This window comes from Streptomyces sp. C (assembly GCF_000158895.1).
Taxonomy (GTDB): domain Bacteria; phylum Actinomycetota; class Actinomycetes; order Streptomycetales; family Streptomycetaceae; genus Streptomyces; species Streptomyces racemochromogenes.
On the sequence record NZ_GG657750.1, the window covers coordinates 4,947,668 to 4,967,332 of the forward strand.

The window sequence follows — 19,665 nt, forward strand, 5'->3', positions numbered from 1 at the left end:
CGCGACGAAGGAGCGCCCTTGAGGGACCGACCCGAACCGGAAGGACGATGGGACTGACGGGAAACCCCCACGCTTCTCTGAGACCGTCCGAGGGGATCCCGCTCCCCGAACCACCGGCCCGCAGACGGGGAGGCGGGTGGGCAAACACCGCTCGACCCCAGGGGGTCGAGGGGGAGATAGCGGGCCCGAGGCGCACGCACCCACCCCCCACCCCCCCCCGAAAAGCCATGGCACCCGGTCCGGAGCCTGCGCGGTCCCGGACCGGGGCCGGTCAGTGGGCGCCGGCCCGGTCGGGGGCTTCGAGGGCGGCGGTGTGGGCGTCCATGCGCTGGGCCGCGAGGATCGCTGCGGCGGTGTCGGCGCGGGACGCGGCGACGAGCAGGGCGCGGGCGGCGAGGTCGTGGGCGCGGCGGTGGAGGGTGCGGGTGTCGGGGCCGTCGGCCAGGGCGGGGTGGGCGACGCGGACGGGGTCCGACCCGCGCAGGCGGGTCACCTGGGCTGCGATGCGTACGGCGCCGTCGTCGTCGAGGCCGAGCTCGTCGGTGACGGCGAGCAGCGCGGCCAGGTGCCCGGCGAGCTGGATGTCGAGGGCTTCGCCCCGGCTGCTCTGCGGATACCCGGCGGATTCGGTGCGGCCGGCGTCCACTCGGTGGACGACCGACTTGGCACGGCTCGGTTCGTACATGGGGAGGCCTCCTGCTTGGTCAGGAGGCCATCCTACATTGGAACCGGTCTAAGGTTGAGTCGAATCTTGGTTGAGCGCGAGTGGACTGGAGCGGCGGGACGGGCGCCCGGCGCGGGCGCCCCGAACACCCCACCCCACCCCCTACGGCTGCCCGTACCCGTCCAGGAAGCGTCCGATCCGGGTGACGGCGTCCGCGAGGTCCTTCGCGTTGGGGAGGGTCACGATGCGGAAGTGGTCGGGCTCGGGCCAGTTGAAGCCCGTACCGTGCACCACCATGATCTTCTCGGCCCGCAGCAGGTCGAGGACCATCTGCCGGTCGTCCTTGACCTTGTAGACCGCCGGGTCCAGCTTCGGGAACAGGTACAGCGCGCCCTTCGGCTTCACGCACGTGATGCCCGGGATCTGGGTCAGCAGGTCGTACGCCGTGTCGCGCTGCTCCAGCAGCCGCCCGCCCGGCAGCACCAGGTCGACGATCGACTGCCGCCCGCCCAGCGCGGTGGCGACGGCGTGCTGCGAGGGCATGTTCGCGCACAGGCGCATGTTGGCCAGGATCGTCAGGCCCTCGATGTACGACGAGGCGTGCTTCTTCGGTCCGCAGACCGCCATCCAGCCCGCCCGGTACCCGGCCACGCGGTAGTTCTTGGACAGGCCGTTGAACGTGAGCGTCAGCAGGTCGGGCGCGATGGCCGCGGTGTTCGTGTGCGTGGTGCCGTCGTAGAGGATCCGGTCGTAGATCTCGTCGGAGCAGACCACGAGGTTGTGCCGGCGGGCGATGTCCGTCAGCCCGCGCAGCATCTCGTCGTCGTAGACGGCGCCGGTCGGGTTGTTCGGGTTGATGATCACGATCGCGCGCGTGCGGTCGGTGACCTTGCGCTCGATGTCCGCGAGGTCGGGCATCCAGTCGGACTGCTCGTCGCAGCGGTAGTGCACGGCGGTGCCGCCGGCCAGTGAGACGGACGCGGTCCACAGCGGGTAGTCCGGGGCGGGGACCAGCACCTCGTCGCCGTCGTCCAGCAGCGCCTGCATCGACATCTGGATCAGCTCGGAGACGCCGTTGCCGAGGTAGATGTCCTCGACGTCCAGGTGGATGCCCTTGGTCTGGTAGTGCTGCATGACCGCGCGCCGCGCCGACAGCAGGCCCTTCGCGTCCCCGTAGCCGTGGGCGTTGCCCAGGTTGCGGAGCATGTCCTCGAGGATCTCCGGCGGGCAGTCGAAGCCGAAGGCCGCGGGGTTGCCGGTGTTCAGCTTGAGGATGCGATGACCTGCCGCTTCGAGCCGCATCGCCTCTTCGAGGACGGGTCCGCGGATCTCGTAGCAGACATTGGCGAGTTTCGTTGACTGGATCACCTGCATGACGGGAGCTTACGGGCCCGGCCGCCCGCCCGCGCGGCCGTTCCGGCGGAATTCCATCGAGCGATATGCCCCGTTTCGCGCGATGTAGGGGTGGTGCCGCCGTCCACCCTTTGAAACGGCGGCCCGGTCGCCGTCCGGCCTGCGGAATGGGTGAGCGTGCGGACGGGTCGGTCCGCCGGTGTTGCGCTCGTCACCCCGCGACGGCGGGGCGCACCGGTGACGCCGGTGACGCACCGGTGACGCATCGACAGGTCCCAGCCCCCCGCCCGACCTACCGCCGAGTAGGGTCCGGGCCCGCGCGGGCCTGTGTCGGGCCTCATGATTTCGGCCAGTGGACCTGGATTGACGGAAAGCTTTCTTTAGGTGAGCCTTACCTTGCTTTGGCGCGGCCGACGGAGCCGCGCCGCGCCCCCTCATCCCGGAGCCCGCGCATGTCCTCCCCGTCCGCCAGACTCGCCCCCCGCCCCGTCCGCCTCTACGACTCGTGGTGGACCGTCGCGGCGGGGGCCCTCTGTGCGCTGGTCGTCCTGGCGGCGGGCCTCTGGTGCTCGCTGCACATGCAGGCCGACGCGGCCATGCACTCCGCCGCGCTGTTCGCGCACCTCGCCTCGCTGGTCCTGGGCTTCGGCGCGGTGCTGTCCGCCGACTACTACGGACTGCTGTGGGCCACCGGCCGCTGCGGCCTGGCGGAGGTCGTCACCGCTACCTCCCGGCTCCACGTCCCGATCTGGGCCGGCCTCGGGGGCCTCGTGGTGAGCGGCCTGATGCTCCACCCCGACCTGACCTCCCCGCTGACCCTCACCAAGATCGGCCTGGTCGCCCTGCTGACCGTCAACGGCCTCCAGGCCGGCCTCCTGGGCCGCCGCCTGGAAGCCGCCACCGGCGAGGTGGGCCGCGGCCTCCTGGCCTGGGGTGGCGCCACCGCCCTGGTCTCCCAGGCCTGCTGGTGGGGCGCGGTCGTCATAGGCTTCCTCAACACCAACCGCTGACGCCGCCCCCGCCCGTTGTCAGTGCCCCCGCCTACCGTGGGTGCATGAAGCCGCTCACGATCGTTTCCGGAGACGCGACGAGTCCGCAGGCCAAGGGCCCCAAGCTGATCGCGCACGTCAGCAACGACATAGGCGGCTGGGGCAAGGGCTTCGTGCTCGCCCTCTCCCGGCGCTGGCCCGAGCCGGAAGCCGAGTTCAGGGCCTGGCACCGCGGGCGCAGCGGCAACGACTTCGGTCTCGGCGCGGTGCAGGTGGTGCGGGTGGAGCCCGACGTGTGGGTGGCCAACATGGTCGGCCAGCGGGGGATACGCACGGGCAGCGGCGGCCCGCCCATCCGCTACGACGCCGTCGAGAGCTGCCTCGGCAAGCTGGCGGACCATGCGCTGGAGCTGGGGGCGAGCGTCCACATGCCCCGCATCGGGTGCGGGCTGGCCGGTGGCAAGTGGTCCCGCATCGAACCGCTGATAACCGAGGCGCTCTGCGCGCGGGACGTGGCGGTAACGGTGTACGACCACGCGTGAGGCGGCGCCATGCGTGAGGCGGCATCATGCGTGAGGCGGCACCCCGCGCGAGGCGGTACCACGCGTGAGGCGGCACCATGCGCGAGGCGGTACCACGCGCAAGGCTGGCGCCACGCGCGAGGCGGCACCACGCGTGAGGTGACATGCGGGCCCCGTCGGCGGCGGCCGGGGCGCGGTGGCGTGGCAGCATCGCGGCATGCGCTTCCGATACGCCGCCGAGGCCGACGCGCCCGCCATGGCCCGGCTCTTCGCCGCCAACCACCACGACGCCCTCTCCGAGGAGCAGCGTGCCGCGCAGGGCTTCGTGCAGGGGGCCTTCGGCATCGACACCCTGCGCGCCATGGCCCGGGACGGGGAGCTGCTCGTGGCCGACGCCGGGCACGGGCGGATCGCCGGGCTGCTCGCACTGTCGGTCGCCGCGGACATGGGCGACCCCCCGGCGGCGGTCCTCGGGCTGCTGCGCGCCCAGCCGGAGCTCGTCTGGCGGGGGCGCCCGCTGAGCGAGGTGCCGTGGCTGCTGTACGGGCCGGTCGTGGTCGACGCCGCCTTCCGCGGGCACGGCGTGGCCCGGGGCCTGTTCGGGATGGCGGTCGAGGCCTCGGCCGGGCGCGCCGAGGCGCTGGTCGCCTTCATCGAGGCGGGCAACGCCCCCTCCTGGCGGGTGCACGTCGACGCCTTCGGCATGACCCCGCTCGGCGAGTACACGGTCGCCGGCCGCACCTACACCGCCGTCGCCACCCCGGCCGAGCAGCCGGCGGCGTAGCCGCGGCTCACCGGGCCGAGGTCCAGCCGCGTTCGCGGAGCCGCTCGAAGCCGTCCAGCAGCAGGTCCAGCGCGAACTCGAACTCGAACTGGTCGTCACAGCCGCCGCCCACCACGGAGCCCCCGTCGTGTGCGGCCGCCGCGGCCAGCTCCGCGATGCGCGGGTAGCGCTCCGCCAGCGCCGACGCCACCGCCGGGTCCGGGGGCCCGGCGGCGCCGGCGCCCGCCTTCGAGTCGTCGAACAGCTCCTGGCTGAAGCCCAGCAGGCGGCTCCCCATCGCGTGCATCACGTGGTGCGTGAGGTCGGCGGAGAAGCCGCCGTCCCGGAACACCCCGATCATCGAGTCCAGGTACCCCAGCACCGCCGGTGTCGGAACGGTCCGCGACTCGATCACCCGGTACGCCCAGCGGTGGCGCAGCAGGACCCGCCGGGCGGAGAGGATCCGTCGCCGCACCACGTGCCGCCAGTCCGGGCCGGGCTCCGGCGGGTCGATCTCGCCGACGACGGAGTCGAGCATGCCGTCGAGGAGCTGCTCCTTGTTCGCGACGTGCTTGTAGAGCGCCATCGGCACGACGTCCAGCTCCTGCGCCAGCCTGCGCATGCTGAGGGAATCGATCCCGCTCTCGTCGGCGAGCGCGACGGCGGCCCGCAGGACCCGCTCCCGGTTCAGCCGCGTCGTCATCCGGCCGCCCTCCCTCTCTCCCGGCTCTCCCGGCTCTTCCGGACCTTCCGGCTTTTCCCGCTCTTCCGGCTCGCCCGGTCCTTGACGAGTGTACGGCGTACACCTAGGGTTCGGGCCATGCCATGAGGTGTACGCCGTACACCTGTTCCTGGGAGGGGTCGAGAATGAACGCGGACAGACGGACGGCGGTCACGGCGGGGGTGCTGTTCCTGGTGACGGAGGTCGCCGCCATCGCGGGCGCCGTCCTGTACCGGCCCCTGCTCGGAGGCGACGGCGGCGTCGCGGGCGCCCAGCGGGCCGTGCTCGGCGCGCTCTGCGAGCTCGTCCTCGTGGCCGCCGTGGCCGGTACCGGCGTGACGCTGTACCCGGTGGTCAGGCGGTGGGGCGAGGGGGCCGCTCTCGGGTACGTCTGCGCCCGCCTCCTGGAGGCCGTCGCCATCCTCCTCGGCATCGTCGCCGTGCTCTCCCTGACGACCCTGCGCCGGGACGCGGCGGGTCCCGGCGCCGTCGACGCCGTCGGCGCCGCGCTGGTCGCCGTCCACGACTGGACGTTCCTGCTCGGGCCGAACATCGCCCTCGGCATGAACACCGCCCTGCTGGCGGGGCTGATGTACCGCTCGCGGCTCGTGCCCCGGCCCATCGCGGTGCTCGGCCTGGTCGGCGGGCCGCTGATCTGCGCCTCCGCCGTGGCCGTGATGTCCGGGCTCTACGAGCAGCTCTCCGTGCCCGGTTCGGCAGCCGCGCTGCCGGTGTTCGCGTGGGAGCTGGCCCTCGCCGGACGGCTCCTGCTCAGGGGGTTCCGGCCGGAGGCGCTCCGGTGGCGGATCGATTCGCCACCGGCGGGGGACGGGGAGCCCGCCCGTCAGCCCTCCACGATCACCAGCGGCAGCTCCCGGGGCCCGGCGAGCGCCTGGTAGTCCTCGTAGGGCGGCCACAGCGCCGTCAGCGCCTCCCAGTACGTCTCCCGTTCGACGGCGTCGGCCGTGCGCGCCCATGCCGCGAAGGTCCGGGTGCCCACCTGGAGGCGGACCTCCGGGTGCGCGGTCAGGTTCCCGTACCAGGCGGGGAGGCGGGGCCCGCCCGAGTCGGCGGCGACGACCAGGTACCGGCCCTCGTCCTCGGCGTAGACCAGCGGCGTGCGCACCGGCCGGCCCGTGGCGCGGTCGAGGGTGGTCAGCAGCAGCGTCGGGACCCCGTGCCACAGGTGGCCGTCGGTGCCGCCGCTCGCCACGTAGGTGCGTACGTGGTCGAGCCGCGGTCCGGGGTGCGGGTCCGTGGGGTGGTCCCAGTCGACCGGGGAGACCGGGGAGCCCGGGGAGCCCGGGGCGGGCGAAGCGGGCGGGGCGGGCGGCGTGGCAACAATGTTCATCTGACCTCCGTAGGGCGTCCCCCGGAGCGCTAACGAGCCTTTACCGATTCTGGATGCGCCGGACCCGTAGCGCATGCGCACAGGTCTGGACCAAGCTCGGAGCATGGATCTGGAGCTGAGGCACCTCAAGATCGTCAGAGCCGTCGCGGACGCCGGCAGCCTGACCCGCGCCGCCACCGCCCTCGGGCTCGCGCAACCCGCCCTGAGCGGCCAGCTCAAACGCATCGAGCGGGCCCTGGGCGGCGAACTCTTCGAGCGCGGACGGGACGGCGTACGGACCACCGCGCTCGGCGAACTCGTGCTGGAGCGCGCCCGGGTCCTGCTGCCCGCGCTGTCCGAGCTCCAGGAGGAGGCGGTGCGCTTCGCCCGCGGCGGCGCCGCCGGATACCGGCTCGGCGGTACCCACGGGCCGCTGCTCGGCGGGCTCGTCGACCGGATCGCCCACCAGGAACCGGGGGTGCCGGTGACCACGTACACGTCCTGGTCGGAACGGGAGATCGCCCAGGGCGTGGCCGCCGGCCGGCTGGACTTCGCGCTGGTCGGCGCCTGCGGCGAGAGCGCCCCGCCGGAGCCGGGCCGGCTGGCCTGGCTGGAGGTGGCCCGGGACCCGGTCCACGTGATGCTGGCCGACGACCACCCGCTGGCCCGCCGCGCGGAGATCGAGCTGGCCGAGCTGGCCGCCGAGGCCTGGACCGATGTACCCGGCGACGGCTGCTTCGGGGACTGCTTCGCCGCGGCCTGTGTCCGCGCCGGGTTCACGCCGGCCTGCGTGTACGAGACCGACACCGCGTCCTGCGTGCACCTGGTCCAGGTCGGCCGGGCCGTCGGGCTGTGCCGGGCGACGTTCCCCGCGACCCCCGGGGTGGTGGCCCGGCCGCTCGCCGGGGGCCCGCTCGTCTGGCGGCACCTGCTCGGCTGGCACCCGGCGGCGCCGGCGGCGGGGCGGGCGCCGGGTGTGCTGGCGCATGCGCGGGGTGCGCACGCGGAGGCGCTGGTCCGCTCCGCGGGGGGTGGGGGTGGTGGGCGTCCTGCCGTGCCGCCGGTGCGGGAGGCGGCGATGGGGGCCGCCACGTCCTGAGGGGGCGCGGGGCGGGGGTGGTGGGCCGCTGCGCGGGGCCGGGTCCCCTACCCGCCCTTCGCCCGTTCCCCGGGGCGCTGCCCCGGACCCCGTTCCCGGGGGCTCCGCCCCCGGACCCCCGCGCCTCAAACGCCGGCGGGGCTGGATGATGCGGCGGGGCCGGATGGCGCGGCCGTGGGGGAGGCCGCAGCCCGGGCAAGCCGCGGCCCGGGGGCAAGCCGCAGCGCCGGGTAAGCCGTGGCCCCGGGGGCAAGCCGCGGCCCGGGGGGCGGCCCCGGGCCGTGGGTATCGGCAGCGCCGACCGGTCGGGCGGGCGTTACGGGAGGTAGCGCTCGATGACCTGCGGGCCCTCCTTCTCGATCAGCTTCCGTGCCGCTTCGACCCGCTCCGGAGTCGGGTCGTGGCCGGTCGCCATCACCAGGTCCTCGGGGTCGTACGCGCGCTCTCCACCCGTGAAGAGCCGGTCCGACCGGGTGGGCTGCTCGTTGGCTTCACTGTCCATCGGATACCTCCTGCCGTACCCCCCAGGCCCCCATCCTGCGTCCCCCGCCCCATGAACGCACGCCGGAGACCGGACGGGCCCGGCCATAACACCGGGGGAGGGGCCAACCGGCAGCTCCCGTAAGCCGGTTCGGATTCCTACGGTTTCGGTGACCCCCACTGAACCGAGGAGATCCACCATGCTCAAGCGACACGCCCGCGCGGCGTGTACCGCCCTGGCCGCCGCCGGGCTGCTGCTGGCCGGCACCACCGCCGCGGGGGCCGCCACCCCCGCCGCGGACCCGGCCGCCCCGCAGAAGTCCGCGACGGCCACGCTGCGCCCCGGCGACGCGCCCGCCGAACTGCTCACCGCCCTCCAGCGCGACCTCGGCCTGACCCCCACGCAGGCCAAGGACCGGCTCGCCCACGAGGCCGAGGCGGGCGCCACCGCCGCCCGGCTGCGCGCCCGGCTCGGCGCCGCCTTCGCCGGTGCCTGGGTCGACGGGGCCGACTCCGCCACCCTGACCGTGGCCACCACCCGCGCCGCCGACGCCGCCGCGATACGCGCGGCCGGGGCCGAGGCGAAGCTGGTCAGCCGCTCCCTGGCCGACCTGGACGCCGTCAGGGCCGGACTGGACCGGGCCGCCACCGCCGAGACGCCCGTCCGGTACGTGGACCCGCGCACCAACACCCTCGTCGTCGAGGAGACCCGGCCCGGCGCCGCCGCCGGGCTGCTGGCCGCCACCGGCACCGACCCGGCCCTCGCCACGGTCGTGCGCACCGCCGCGGAGCAGGCCCCGCGCCCGCTGTACGACCTGCGCGGCGGGGACGCGTACTACATGAACGGCCAGGGCCGCTGCTCCGTAGGCTTCCCCGTCACCAGGGGCACCACCCAGGGCTTCGCCACCGCCGGCCACTGCGGCCGGGCCGGGACCACCACCAGCGGCTTCAACCAGGTCGCCCAGGGCTCGTTCCAGGCGTCGGTGTTCCCGGGCAACGACATGGCCTGGGTCGCCGCCAACACCAGCTGGACCGCCACCCCGTACGTCAAGGGCAGCGGCGGCGCGAACGTCCAGGTCACCGGCTCCGTCCTGCAGCCCGTCGGCTCCTCCGTCTGCCGCTCCGGATCGACCACCGGCTGGCACTGCGGAACCGTCCAGCAGCACAACACCAGCGTCACCTACCCCGAGGGCACCATCTCGGGCGTCACCCGCACCACGGTCTGCGCCGAGCCCGGCGACTCCGGCGGCTCCTACATCTCCGGCAGCCAGGCCCAGGGCGTCACCTCGGGCGGCTCCGGCGACTGCACCAGCGGCGGCACCACCTTCTTCCAGCCGCTGAACCCGATCCTGTCCGCGTACGGCCTGACCCTCAAGGTCACCGGCTCCGACCCGGGCCCCGGCCCCGGCCCCGGCCCGCAGCCCGGCGGTACCTGGAAGGCCGGCACCGTCTACGCGGCCGGGGACACCGTCACGTACGGCGGCGCGGCCTACCGCTGCCTCCAGGGCCACCAGGCCCAGACGGGCTGGGAGCCGTCGGTGGTCCCGGCGCTCTGGCAGAAGCTGTAACCACAGCCGTAGCCGTAGCCGTACCGCCAGCAGGGGGTGCCGTGACGACCAAGGGGGGCGTCGCGGCACCCCCGCCCGCACGCCGGGGCTAGACCACGGCGGTCAGGGTGGCGAGGGCGCCGATCGCGACCAGCGTCCCGCAGATCGACAGGTTGACCACCCGGTGCTCCCAGAACACCGCGACGAACTCGCGCAGCAGGGCGCTCGGCAGGAAGTAGCGGGCCGTCGGCGAGCCGAGGACCTGCCCGTTGACCCCCGTCTTGCGGGCCAGCATCGCGGCCCGGAAGGCGTGGAAGTTGTTGGTGACGACCACGCACCGGTAGCCCGGCTTGTCCGCCAGCATGATCCCCTTCGAGAAGAGCATGTTCTCCTCGGTCGTGGCCGAGTTCTCCTCCAGCTTCACGTGCTCCGCCGGGACGCCCTCCGCGATCAGCCAGTCGGCCATGGCCCGCGCCTCGGAGACCCTCTCGTCGGAGCCCTTGCCGCCCGAGGTGAGCAGCACGGGCGGGCGCGAGCCGCGGGCCAGCTGGGCCTCGTAGATCTGCTGCCCCTTGCGCAGCCGGGAGGCCAGCAGCGGCGGCACCCGGTCCCCGCCGATCAGGCCGGAGCCCAGCATCACCACGTGGTCGACGTCCCCGCGCACCTTGATCCGGCCGTAGAGGAAGGCGTAGCCGAGGAAGCACAGGAAGATGAAGGCGACGTAGCCGACGACCAGCGTCAGGGTCGCGGCCATGCCGGTCAGGACGGGGGAGTGGAACATCGGGACGGCGATCAGCAGCGCGATCATCCCGAAGATGCCGAGCCCCGCGAGCATCGACAGCAGGTTGGCCGGGCGGCGGCCCTCCTTGCGGATCATCGTGACCCCGTTGGCGATCAGGAAGCCGCCGATCGCCATGGTGCCGAGCACCGGCGCGGTGAAGGCCAGCGCGAAGATCGTCAGGGCCGCCCACGCGGGCAGGGCCGCCACCTTGAAGAGCAGCGTCGCGGCCAGCGTGATGCAGGTCAGGCCGAGCAGTACGGCGTTACTGAAGCGGCGGCGGTCCTTGAAGGCGCTCACGCAGAAGGCGAGGAAGAAGAGGGCGGGGAGGATGAAGACGGCCATGGCGTTCATCGTATGTGTCGGTCGTGAACGCCCGGTGGGACCAAAGTCCTATCCCGGGAACGGGGTTCTGCGCACCGCGCGCCCGGCCAGGACGTCCGTCCGCCTCCCGTCCCGCATGACGAACCGTCCGTCGACCAGGACGTGCGGGATGCCCGTCGGCAGCGCGCGCGGCCGCTCGTACGTGGATCCGGCCGCGACCGTGTCCGGGTCGAAGAGGACCAGGTCGGCGCGGAAGCCCTCGCGGACGAGTCCCCGGTCGGGCAGCCGCAGCCGTGCCGCCGGGCGGCCCGACAGGTGGGCCACGCACTCCTCCAGGGTCAGCACGCCCAGCTCGCGCACGTAGTGGCCGAGGTAGTGCGGGAAGGTGCCGTAGGCGCGGGGGTGCGGTTTCGCGCCGTGCAGGATGCCGTCGGAGCCACCGGTGTGGACGGGGTGGCGCATGATCGCCCGGACGTTCCCCTCGTGGCCGACGTGCTGGAGGACGGTCGGTCCGAGCCGGTCGCCGATCAGCAGGCGCCGCGCGGTGTCCCAGCCGTCGAGGCGGGTGCCGACGTGGCCGCCGTACGCGGGGTCGTTCGTCCCGGAGACCTCCACGGTCGCCCAGTCCACCGGTACGCCGTGGCAGCCGTCGGAGCCCTCCACCTCCAGCGCGTACCGGATCCGCCGGGCGGTGTCCTCGTCGCGCAGCCGGGCCAGCAGGGCCTCGGGGCCGCCCTCGTGGGCCCAGCCGGGGAGCAGTGCGGCGAGGGTGGTGCAGCCGGGGGTGTACGGGTAGCTGTCGAGGGTGACGTCGGCGCCGTCGGCGAGGGCCGCGTCGAGGAGGTCCAGCAGTTCGGGGGCCCGGCCCTCGTTCTCCCCGAAGTTCATGGTGGCGTGGGCCAGGTGCAGGGCGCAGCCGGCCTCGCGGGCCAGGGTCAGCATCTCGGCGTAGGCGGCGAGCGCGCCGCGCCCGTACGAGCGGTGGTGCGGGCAGTAGTAGCCGCCGTAGCGGGCCACGACCTTGCACAGTTCGGTGAGTTCGGCGCCGGTGGCGTACATGCCGGGGGTGTAGGTGAGTCCGGAGGACAGGCCGACGGCGCCCTGTTCCAGTCCCTCGGCGACGAGCCGGCGCATCCGGTCGAGTTCGGCGGGGGTGGCGGGGCGGTCGTCCCAGCCGAGGGCGTGGGCGCGGACGGTGCCCTGGGGGACGAGGTAGGCGGCGTTGACGGCGGTGCCGTGTCCGCCGTGGGCGCGGTCGAGCCGGTCGAGGTACTCGCCGACGGTCCGCCAGTCGAAGTCGACGTCGTCGCCGGGGCCGTTCCAGCCGGCGATGGCGGTCCGTACGCCGGCCAGGGTCCGTTCGTCGGCGGGCGCGTAGGACAGGCCGTCCTGGCCGAGGACTTCGAGGGTGACGCCCTGGGCGGCCTTGGCGGAGTGGTCCGGGTCGCGGAGCAGCGCGAGGTCGCTGTGGGCGTGCATGTCCGTGAACCCGGGGGCCAGGGCCAGCCCGTGGGCGTCGACGGTCTCCCGTCCGCCGGACGGGATCCGGCCGACGGCGGTGATCCGGCCCTCGTGCACGGCGACGTCCGCGGTGCACGAGGGCCCGCCCGTGCCGTCGACGACACGGGCGCCCCGGATGACGAGGTCCACGGCTAGAAGAAGGTCCGGACGTAGTCGGTGACCGTGCCGTCGGCCTCGACGACCGGGATCAGCGGCCACTTCTCGAAGATGGTGCAGGGGTGCGACATGCCGAGCGCCACCCAGTCGCCGACCTGTACGTCCTCGGCGGAGCCGGTCTCCAGCCAGGCGTGCTGGTCGGAGAGCTTGACGACGCGGATGCCGGCGGCGGGGCGCTCGGTGCCGTCGAGGGCGTCGCGGACCAGCTCGGCCTCGGGCAGGCCGAGGTCGTAGGCGATGTCGCGCTTGCCGGCGTTGACGAAGGCCTGGGTGGGGGAGGGGCGGGAGACGACCTGCGTCCAGAGCCGGAAGGCGGGGCGCAGTCCGCCCTCCGCGGGGACCCGGTTGAAGGGGGTCAGCCGGCCGTACCAGCCGTGGTCGTGGGAGACGTACGCCCCGGAGCGCAGCAGCTTCAGCACGGGCCGGGACAGCTCGGGCAGTTCCGCGAACACGTCGGCGACGGCGTCGAACCAGGCGGAGCCGCCGGCGCTGACGACGATCTCCTCGACGTCGGAGCCGAACCGCCCGGCCTTGTCGAACTCGGCGGCGAGCCCGGTGAGCCGGCGCATCCAGGCGTGCACCTTGTCCGGGTCGGCGTCGGGCACCTCGGCCTCGTAGCCGGCGATGCCGACGAGGCGGAGGGTGGCGGTGGCGGCGACGGCGTCGGCGACGGCCCGGCAGTCCTCGTCGGTACGGGCCCCCGTGCGCGCCCCCTCGCCGGCGCCGAGCTCGACGACGACGTCGATGCGGGCGCCCTGCTCCCGGAGGGCCCGGTCCATGAGCTCGACCCCGCGCACGGAGTCGACGTAGCAGACGAACCGGAAGGCGGGGTCGGCGGCGAGCTCGGCGGCCACCCAGCGCAGGGCGGCGGGGTCGACGAGCTCGTTGGCGAGGAAGATGCGCGGGATCCCGAAGGCGCGGTAGACGCGGGCCTGGTGGGGGACGGCGGCGGTGATGCCCCAGGCGCCGTGCGCGAGCTGGCGCTCGAACAGCTGGGGGGCCATGCAGGTCTTTCCGTGGGGTGCGAAGGCGAGGCCGTGGCGGGCGGAGTACTCGCCGAGGACCGTGAGGTTGTGTTCGAGCGCGTCGGCGTCGAGGGTGAGGACGGGGGTGGTGAACCCGCCGGTGTACAGGTCCCGCCCCTGCGCGGCGAGCTCCCCGACGGTGAGGCCGGCCGCCTGGGCGTCCGGGGGCAGGCCCTTGAACCGGTGGTCGACGGGTTCGTCGGCGAGCCGGCGGACTGCGTCGCTGGCCATGGGGTCCTCCTGGGGGGTGGTGCGGTTGCGCTGCGCGTGGTGCCTGTGGTCTACACCGGGGGAGGACGAGGGGTCAACGCCCCCGGTTCCGCCCGGGGCCCTCCCGGCCGCTGCGCGGGGCTTGCCCCTCCCCGCCCTTCACCCGTTCTCGCCTCAATCGCCGGCGCGGCTCAAGACACGGCGCTACCGCGCCCGCGCCTCAATCGCCGGCGCGGCTCAGGACACGGCGCTGCCGCGCCTGCGCCTCGATCGTCGGCGGGGTTCAGGACACGGCGTTGCCGCGCCTGCGCCTCGATCGTCGGCGGGGCTGAAGGACCGGGGCTCCGCGCCCCGGTGCGCTCAATCGCCGCGCGGGCTGGATTTCGCGCAGCGAAATTCCAGCCCCGCCGGCGTTTGAGGCGCGGGGTCCGGGGCGGAGCCCCGGGGAACGGGCGAAGGGCGGGTAGGGGACCTCGCCCCGCGCAGCGGTACCGCCGCACCGCACCGGTCCCTCGCAGCGGGAGCCAACGGCGGCGGTAGCCCGTCCTCGCGAACCGGTCGAACCGGGGCCACGGGGGCCGGCCCCCGCTGACACCATCAGCGGGGGGAAACACCCCCCGTACCGATACGAACGCAGAGGACCCCGCCGTGAGCGAGAAGACCGCCGTCACCCCCGAGTCCCACCCCGCCCCGCCCGCGAAGTTCTCGCACGGCGTCCGCAAGGGCAACATCCTCCAGGTCGCCGGCCAGGTCGGCTACCTGCCGCACGTCGAGGGGCAGCCGCCCACCACCGCCGGGCCGACCCTGCGCGAGCAGACCCTCCAGACGCTGGAGAACGTCCGCGCCGTACTGGAGGCCGGCGACGCGTCCTGGGACGACGTGGTGATGATCCGCGTCTACCTGACCGACACCGGCCACTTCGCCGAGATGAACGAGATCTACAACGCCTACTTCGACGAGCAGGGCGTCAAGGTCCCCGCCGCCCGCACCACGGTGTACGTGGGCCTGCCCGCCGGGCTGCTCATCGAGATCGACGCGCTCGCGGTGCTCGGCTGAGGCACGGGCGAAGGGGCGCCCCCCTGGCGGTGGGGCGCCCCGGCTCAGCGGCGTGCGCTATGCGCTACGCGCAGTACTGGGCTTCCTTGCCGATGGAGCGGTACATGCAGTCCGCGTTCTCCAGCAGCTGGAGCACCGCGTCCTTGTTGCGCGCCGTCTCGCGGTCGATGACCTCGTCGGGCGGGTAGAAGCCGCCGCCGCCGCTCGCCGGGTACATCTCGAAGGTGTAGGCGAAGATCTTCTGGTTGCCCCACAGCCAGTCGTCGATCGTGCCGTCGGTGATGTACAGGTCGCTCGACTGTTCGGGCGTGTAGCCGTTGCTGGCGGCCATGCTCGTGCCGATCTTCTTGTACGCGGCGAGGTCGTCGGCCGTCAGGCCCGGCGCGGTGTCGTTGTAGGTGTAGCCGAACGGCCACAGCACCAGTTCGCTGTACGTGTGGAAGTCGATCGCGGCGGTGATCTGCTGCTTGCCGCCGACCACCCGGCTGCGGACGAAGTCGGAGACCGCCTTGACCTCGGGCGCGGACTCGGCGGCCGGCCCCCGGTAGGTCTCGGAGCTCTTGCTGGTGCTGGAGCCGCCGCAGCAGCCCCACTTGTAGTCCCAGTTGCGGTTCTCGTCGGTGCCGACGTAGGAGGAGCCGCTGTTGGGCTGGCGGTTCTTGCGCCAGGAGCGGTAGGAGCCGGTGGCGATGTCGTACTCGCCGCCGTCCGGGTTGAGGTCCGGGATGATCCAGATCTCGCGCTGGTTGACCATGTTCGTGATCCGGCTCTCGGTGCCGTACTTGGAGCCGAACTCCTTGAGCAGGTACAGGGCCATTTCCACGGTCAGGTGCTCGCGGGCGTGCTGGTGGGCCGTGAAGAGCACCTCGGGTTCGGCCTCGTCCGTGCCGACGTTGTCGCTGATCTTGATGACGATGAGGTCGCGCCCCTGGTACGACTTCCCGATGATCCGCTTGCTCATGATCCCGGGGTACTGGGCGATGCGCTGGTCGATCTCTGCGTTCGCCTCGGCGTAGTTGTGGTACCTGGAGTCGGCCGACGGGAAGTCCATCGGGGTCGCCGCGACCCCCCGCTCGCTGCGGTCCGGCGGGCCGGGCAGCGGGGTCAGCGTGTACCCGAGCGCGCGCAGGCTGCGGGCCTGCATGGGGTCGGCGCTGACCACGACCGAGCGGGCGTCCACCTCGTCGATCGAGGCCCCGGTGCGCAGCAGGGCCGTGCGTTCGGCGGCCGTGGAGGGGCCCTGGATCTCGTACTGGGCGATGGCCTCGTCCTGGGTCGCCGTGGAGGGGGTGGGCGGCGGTGCTGCCGTCGCGCTCATGCCGTAGGCGGGTGCGCCGAGCGCGAGCGCCAGCAGGGCCGCCGTGACGGCGGCCCTCCGGCGGGTGTGGAGCCGCATGCGTTCTCCTGGGTGGGAGTGTGGGGGTAGCCGTGCGGACGCGCACAGCGTGCTCTTGTGGCATGTCCCGGTCAATAGCCCCGGGGGTACCCGGCGTGCTCACCGGACCGAATCAGCCACCCCCACACCTCTACCGCCTACGGCAGCCCGTGGACCTTGGGACCCACCGCGTTGGACCAGGTGCTACCCGCCTTGGCGTCCCAGTTGGTCGACCAGGTCATCGCCCCGCGCAGCGAGGGGTAGGTCTTCGACGGCTTGAAGGACCCGCAGTTCGTGCCCCTGGTCAGGCAGTCCAGGGCGTTGTTCACGACGGTCGGGGAGACGTAGCCGCTGCCGGCGCCGCTCGGCGAGGCGGGGACGCCGATGCCCACCTGCGAGGGGTCGAGGCCGCCCTCCAGCTGGATGCAGGCCAGCGCCGTCAGGAAGTCCACCGAGCCCTGCGAGTAGACCTTGCCGTCGCAGCCGTTCATCGCGCCGCTGTTGTAGTACTGCATGTTCACGACCGTCAGGATGTCCTTCACGGCCAGCGCGGTCTTGAAGTACCCGCCCTGCGTGGACTGCATGTCGATGGTCTGCGGGGCCATGGTCAGGACCAGGGAGGGGCCCGCCTTCGCCGACAGGGCGCGCAGCGCCTGCGTCATGTAGGTCGGGTTGAGGCCGTTCTCCAGGTCGATGTCGATCCCGCTGAAGCCGTACTCCTGCATCAGCGCCCAGGCGGAGTTGGCCAGATTCGTCGCTGAGGCGGAGTCGTTGACCGAGATCGTGCCCTTCTCACCGCCGATGGAGAGGACGACCGACTTGCCGGCCGCCTTCTTCGCGGCGACGTCGGCCTTGAACCGGTCCACCGTGTAGCCGCCGAGTCCGGCCGAGTCGAGGTTGAAGGCGATGGCGCCCGGCGTGGCCGTGGCGTCGGCGAAGGAGACGGCGATGATGTCGTACTGCGCGGAGACGTCGGAGATCTTCTGGACGGTCGCGCCGTTGTTGAAGTTCTGCCAGTAGCCGGTCAGCGCGTGCTTGGGCACCGACGGGTTCGGGTTCGGGCCGCCGCCCCCGGTGGTGGTGCCGGTGACCGGCGCCGACCTGGGTCCCTCGCCGGCCGCGTTGTACGCGCTCACCTGGAAGGAGTACGAGGTGCCGGGCGCGAGCCCGGTGACGGGCGTGGAGGTGTTCGCCACCGTCTGGACGCGCACGCCGTCCTGGTAGACGTGATAGCCGCCCGCCCCGCTGACCGCGTTCCACGAAAGGGTGAGCCCGTTCTGGCTCTGGCCGGAAACCGCGGCCCCGGCCGGCGCGCCCGGCAGGCCCGGCCCGGGATCGGTGGGGCCGCCGCCGTCCGGGCCGAAGACGCTGAACTCGTCGACGGTGTAGGCCGGCTGGCCGTACCAGCCGTGGGTGTGGACGGTGACCTGGGTGGTGTTCGGGCCGGTGCTGAAGGTGGTCGACAGCTTCTGCCAGCCGCCGCCCGAGCCCGGGGTCCAGGTGGACACGTCCTGGGTGCCGGTGCCGGTGGCGCCCAGGTAGACGTACGAGCCCTGCACCTGGGCGCTGAGCGTGTACGTGGAATTCGGCTTGACCGTGACGGTCTGGGAGCAGCGGGCGTTGTCCGAGCCCGCCGGGGTGGCCTTCAGGGCGCCCGCCCCGGTGTGGACGGGGGAGGAGACGGAAGCGCCGCTGCCGTTCGAGCAGGACCAGTTGGCGAGACCGGACTCGAAGCCGCCGTTGCGGACGACGTTGACGTCGGCGGCCTGGGCGGGGCCCGCCGCGAGGGCGGTGAGGCCGCCGGCGGCGAGGGTGGCGGCGAGTGGCAGGGCGAGGGAGCGTATGCGGTTCACGTGGGCTCCGTGGGGGGAGGAAGGGGAGAAGCGGAAGGGGGAGTTATGAGGGGGGAGTGGGGGTCCCCCGGACCGAAGGCCGGCGCCAGCCAAGTTGGTCCAGACCAATCCCCGTGTCAAGGGTGTTTGCAATGTGGCTTGAAATGAACCCGGTCCCGATCCCTGTTGTCCGGGTTTTCCGCCTCCTGTGACATGTGCTTCCGGCACGGGAATCTCCAAGCCCCTGCCCTGCCAGGGGCGTCGCGGATATGGTGCACGGGCAAGGGGGAAGGGCGCCGATCGTTTGCGGTCGCGCAGCATGCGCGCGTACGGAAGTCCGGCCGTCGGCCGGGCGGACGGACGCCGCGCGGAGGGTGAACGGGGGGATTCGCGTGCCGACCGCCATCGCTGTCACCAGTGCCGATCTGGTGCTGCCGGCCCCCGACCGGCACACCCCCGGCGCCGCCGTACTGCACCCGCCCGCCGAAGCCGGACTGGAGGCCTCGCTCGCCGCGACCACCGCCCTGCTGGAGCGGCACGGCCACCTCGTTGCCGTCGTGCCGTCCTGGCTGCCCCCGGCCACCGCGCACCGCCTGCGCACCGTGCGGGCCATCCTGGAGACCGACCGGATCGCGCTCGTCGAGACCGACCTCCCGCCGCTGGGCACCGCCGTGCTGGTCCGTCAGCTGCGCCAGCTCACCGTCTGCGACTTCAGCCCCGGGGTGATCGCCTCAGCCGCCCGGCTGCTGTCCCACTACGTCTACGCGGGCGCCCTGCTGGGCTCCGTCGCCAAGCTCGACCGGATCCCGGTCGGCCTCAAGGCGCACGCCCGCTCCTGGTCGCCCAGCGCCCAGTTCGCCGTAGTCGCCCACCCGTCGCCGCACCTGGCCCGGCTCGGCCCCGCCGCCACCGGGGTGATCCCGCCCGGCCCCGCCTTCGCCACCCACCTCACCTTCGCGCGCGGCCAGCTGTCCTCCGACTGGGTGGCCGCCGAACTCGCCCCCGCCTGGCAGGTGCAGGGCGTCATGGAGAACCCGCTGCCCGCCGACTCCGCCCGCTGGTGGGCCACCCCCAAGGTGGTCGAGTTCGCCGCCGCCATCCCCGACGTCTCCGTGCTCTACCAGCTGGTCTCCTCGGTGCGCCGCGAGGAGTGCGGCTGGTGCGGCTTCGAGCTCATCGGCGACCGCTGCGGCTTCTGCGCCGCCCCCCTGCCCGCACCCCCGCCCGAGGTGCCCGCCGCCCGACCGAGAACCGGATCCTGACCGCCCGAACGAACGAAGAACGGCGAGGTAGTACGGCTCATGAACTCACGCCAGCGCCGCGGCGTCATCCTGCTCCTGCTGTCGGTCCTGTGCGCCCTCGCCGCCTTCGCCGGGGTCCTCGTCGTCATCGGCGACGTCAACTCCAAGGTCGGGGCCGAGGTCGTCGCGTACCGGGTCAAGAGCGACATCGCCCCGTACAGCGCCCTGACGGCCGGCCAGTTCGAAGAGGTGAAGGTCCCCAAGCGGTGGCTCTCCGACACCGCCGTCGACGACCTCGGCGCACTCCGGGGCAAGATCGCGCTCACCACCCTGAAGAAGGGCTCCCTGCTCCAGAGCGACATGTTCGTCGACAAGCCGCAGCTCCAGGCCGGGGAGCAGGAGATCGCCATCATGATCGACGCGGCCACCGGCGTGGCCGGCAAGATCACCTCGGGCGCGAAGGTCAACATCATCGCCACCTTCAAGGGCGCCAAGGAGACCGACCCCTCCCGCTCGGTGATCATCGTCGCCAACGCCCGCGTCCTCGGCGTCGGCAAGCTCACCGCCCTCGACAAGGACAGCGACCGCAAGGGCCCCGCCGAGGCGGTACCGATCACCTTCGCCCTGAACACGAAGGACACCCAGCGCGTCGCCTACGCCGAGTCCTTCGCGGAGCACGT

The 19,665-nt window shown here is 73.2% G+C and carries 19 protein-coding genes; 9 read left to right on the forward strand and 10 right to left on the reverse strand.

All coding sequences use genetic code 11. From position 1 onward, the window contains the following. Nucleotides 1-271 precede the first annotated feature (271 nt). Nucleotides 272-685, reverse strand: coding sequence for a hypothetical protein (locus SSNG_RS22445; protein ID WP_007266184.1), 414 nt, complete (start codon nt 683-685; stop codon nt 272-274). 141 nt (nt 686-826) lie between these two features. Continuing rightward, entirely contained in the window at nt 827-2,038 is a 1,212-nt protein-coding gene (locus SSNG_RS22450) for a pyridoxal phosphate-dependent aminotransferase (protein WP_007266185.1), read from the reverse strand. A 431-nt stretch (nt 2,039-2,469) separates the two neighbouring features. Between SSNG_RS22450 and SSNG_RS22455 the strand changes: the two genes are divergently transcribed. From SSNG_RS22455 to SSNG_RS22465, 3 genes are all read left to right on the forward strand, one after another. Then, nucleotides 2,470-3,027, forward strand: coding sequence for a hypothetical protein (locus SSNG_RS22455; protein ID WP_206731322.1), 558 nt, complete (start codon nt 2,470-2,472; stop codon nt 3,025-3,027). A 44-nt stretch (nt 3,028-3,071) separates the two neighbouring features. Next, nucleotides 3,072-3,548, forward strand: a complete 477-nt coding sequence (locus tag SSNG_RS22460) for a macro domain-containing protein (RefSeq protein WP_007266187.1) — start codon at nt 3,072-3,074, stop codon at nt 3,546-3,548. Nucleotides 3,549-3,744: 196 nt separating this feature from the next. After that, nucleotides 3,745-4,311, forward strand: a complete 567-nt coding sequence (locus SSNG_RS22465; RefSeq protein ID WP_007266188.1) for an N-acetyltransferase — start codon at nt 3,745-3,747, stop codon at nt 4,309-4,311. Between the two features lie 7 nt (nt 4,312-4,318). Here SSNG_RS22465 and SSNG_RS22470 read toward each other — a convergent pair whose 3' ends face one another. Beyond that, nucleotides 4,319-4,993, reverse strand: coding sequence for a TetR/AcrR family transcriptional regulator C-terminal domain-containing protein (locus SSNG_RS22470; RefSeq protein WP_007266189.1), 675 nt, complete (start codon nt 4,991-4,993; stop codon nt 4,319-4,321). A gap of 164 nt (nt 4,994-5,157) precedes the next feature. On the opposite strand from SSNG_RS22470, the gene SSNG_RS22475 reads away from it, so the two are divergent. Continuing rightward, nucleotides 5,158-5,910: a DUF4386 domain-containing protein gene (locus SSNG_RS22475; RefSeq protein ID WP_007266190.1), complete on the forward strand. Its 753-nt coding sequence runs from the start codon at nt 5,158-5,160 to the stop codon at nt 5,908-5,910. On the opposite strand, the gene SSNG_RS22480 is transcribed toward SSNG_RS22475, so the two are convergent. Continuing rightward, entirely contained in the window at nt 5,856-6,362 is a 507-nt protein-coding gene (locus SSNG_RS22480) for a nitroreductase family deazaflavin-dependent oxidoreductase (protein ID WP_007266191.1), read from the reverse strand. The two genes, SSNG_RS22475 and SSNG_RS22480, sit on opposite strands and share 55 nt — an antisense overlap. A gap of 103 nt (nt 6,363-6,465) precedes the next feature. Here SSNG_RS22480 and SSNG_RS22485 point away from each other — a divergent pair, with 103 nt between their 5' ends. Beyond that, complete coding sequence (locus tag SSNG_RS22485; protein WP_007266192.1) at nt 6,466-7,440, forward strand: LysR family transcriptional regulator; 975 nt, start codon at nt 6,466-6,468, stop codon at nt 7,438-7,440. Between the two features lie 316 nt (nt 7,441-7,756). Here the strand turns inward: SSNG_RS22485 and SSNG_RS22490 are convergent, their stop codons facing one another. Then, on the reverse strand, nt 7,757-7,942 hold the full coding sequence (locus SSNG_RS22490; protein WP_007266193.1) for a hypothetical protein: 186 nt from the start codon (nt 7,940-7,942) through the stop codon (nt 7,757-7,759). 178 nt (nt 7,943-8,120) lie between these two features. Here SSNG_RS22490 and SSNG_RS22495 point away from each other — a divergent pair, with 178 nt between their 5' ends. Continuing rightward, entirely contained in the window at nt 8,121-9,488 is a 1,368-nt protein-coding gene (locus tag SSNG_RS22495; RefSeq protein ID WP_007266194.1) for a carbohydrate-binding protein, read from the forward strand. Between the two features lie 88 nt (nt 9,489-9,576). On the opposite strand, the gene SSNG_RS22500 is transcribed toward SSNG_RS22495, so the two are convergent. The 3 genes from SSNG_RS22500 to SSNG_RS22510 are packed head-to-tail and all read right to left on the reverse strand — an operon-like array spanning nt 9,577 to nt 13,502. Continuing rightward, the gene (locus tag SSNG_RS22500; RefSeq protein WP_007266195.1) at nt 9,577-10,590 is read right to left on the reverse strand and encodes a YdcF family protein; all 1,014 of its coding nucleotides are present in this window, start codon (nt 10,588-10,590) and stop codon (nt 9,577-9,579) included. A gap of 48 nt (nt 10,591-10,638) precedes the next feature. Further along, entirely contained in the window at nt 10,639-12,219 is a 1,581-nt protein-coding gene (locus tag SSNG_RS22505; RefSeq protein WP_007266196.1) for a D-aminoacylase, read from the reverse strand. Between the two features lie 2 nt (nt 12,220-12,221). Continuing rightward, nucleotides 12,222-13,502, reverse strand: coding sequence for an amino acid deaminase (locus SSNG_RS22510; RefSeq protein ID WP_007266197.1), 1,281 nt, complete (start codon nt 13,500-13,502; stop codon nt 12,222-12,224). A gap of 627 nt (nt 13,503-14,129) precedes the next feature. On the opposite strand from SSNG_RS22510, the gene SSNG_RS22515 reads away from it, so the two are divergent. Next, nucleotides 14,130-14,537 carry a RidA family protein gene (locus SSNG_RS22515; protein WP_007266198.1) on the forward strand — a complete coding sequence of 136 codons (408 nt, stop codon included), beginning with the start codon at nt 14,130-14,132 and terminating at the stop codon, nt 14,535-14,537. Nucleotides 14,538-14,601: 64 nt separating this feature from the next. Here SSNG_RS22515 and SSNG_RS22520 read toward each other — a convergent pair whose 3' ends face one another. Together SSNG_RS22520 and SSNG_RS22525 are read right to left on the reverse strand one after the other, a co-directional pair. Further along, nucleotides 14,602-15,933, reverse strand: coding sequence for a M14 family metallopeptidase (locus SSNG_RS22520; protein ID WP_007266199.1), 1,332 nt, complete (start codon nt 15,931-15,933; stop codon nt 14,602-14,604). A 137-nt stretch (nt 15,934-16,070) separates the two neighbouring features. Continuing rightward, entirely contained in the window at nt 16,071-17,765 is a 1,695-nt protein-coding gene (locus SSNG_RS22525; RefSeq protein ID WP_007266200.1) for a glycoside hydrolase family 18 protein, read from the reverse strand. Nucleotides 17,766-18,136: 371 nt separating this feature from the next. On the opposite strand from SSNG_RS22525, the gene SSNG_RS22530 reads away from it, so the two are divergent. Next, nucleotides 18,137-19,006 (forward strand): hypothetical protein, encoded by an 870-nt coding sequence (locus SSNG_RS22530; RefSeq protein ID WP_050779704.1) that lies wholly within the window; start codon nt 18,137-18,139, stop codon nt 19,004-19,006. A 39-nt stretch (nt 19,007-19,045) separates the two neighbouring features. Next, on the forward strand, nt 19,046-19,665 hold a 620-nt coding region (gene cpaB, locus SSNG_RS22535; RefSeq protein ID WP_007266202.1), incomplete at its 3' end, for a Flp pilus assembly protein CpaB.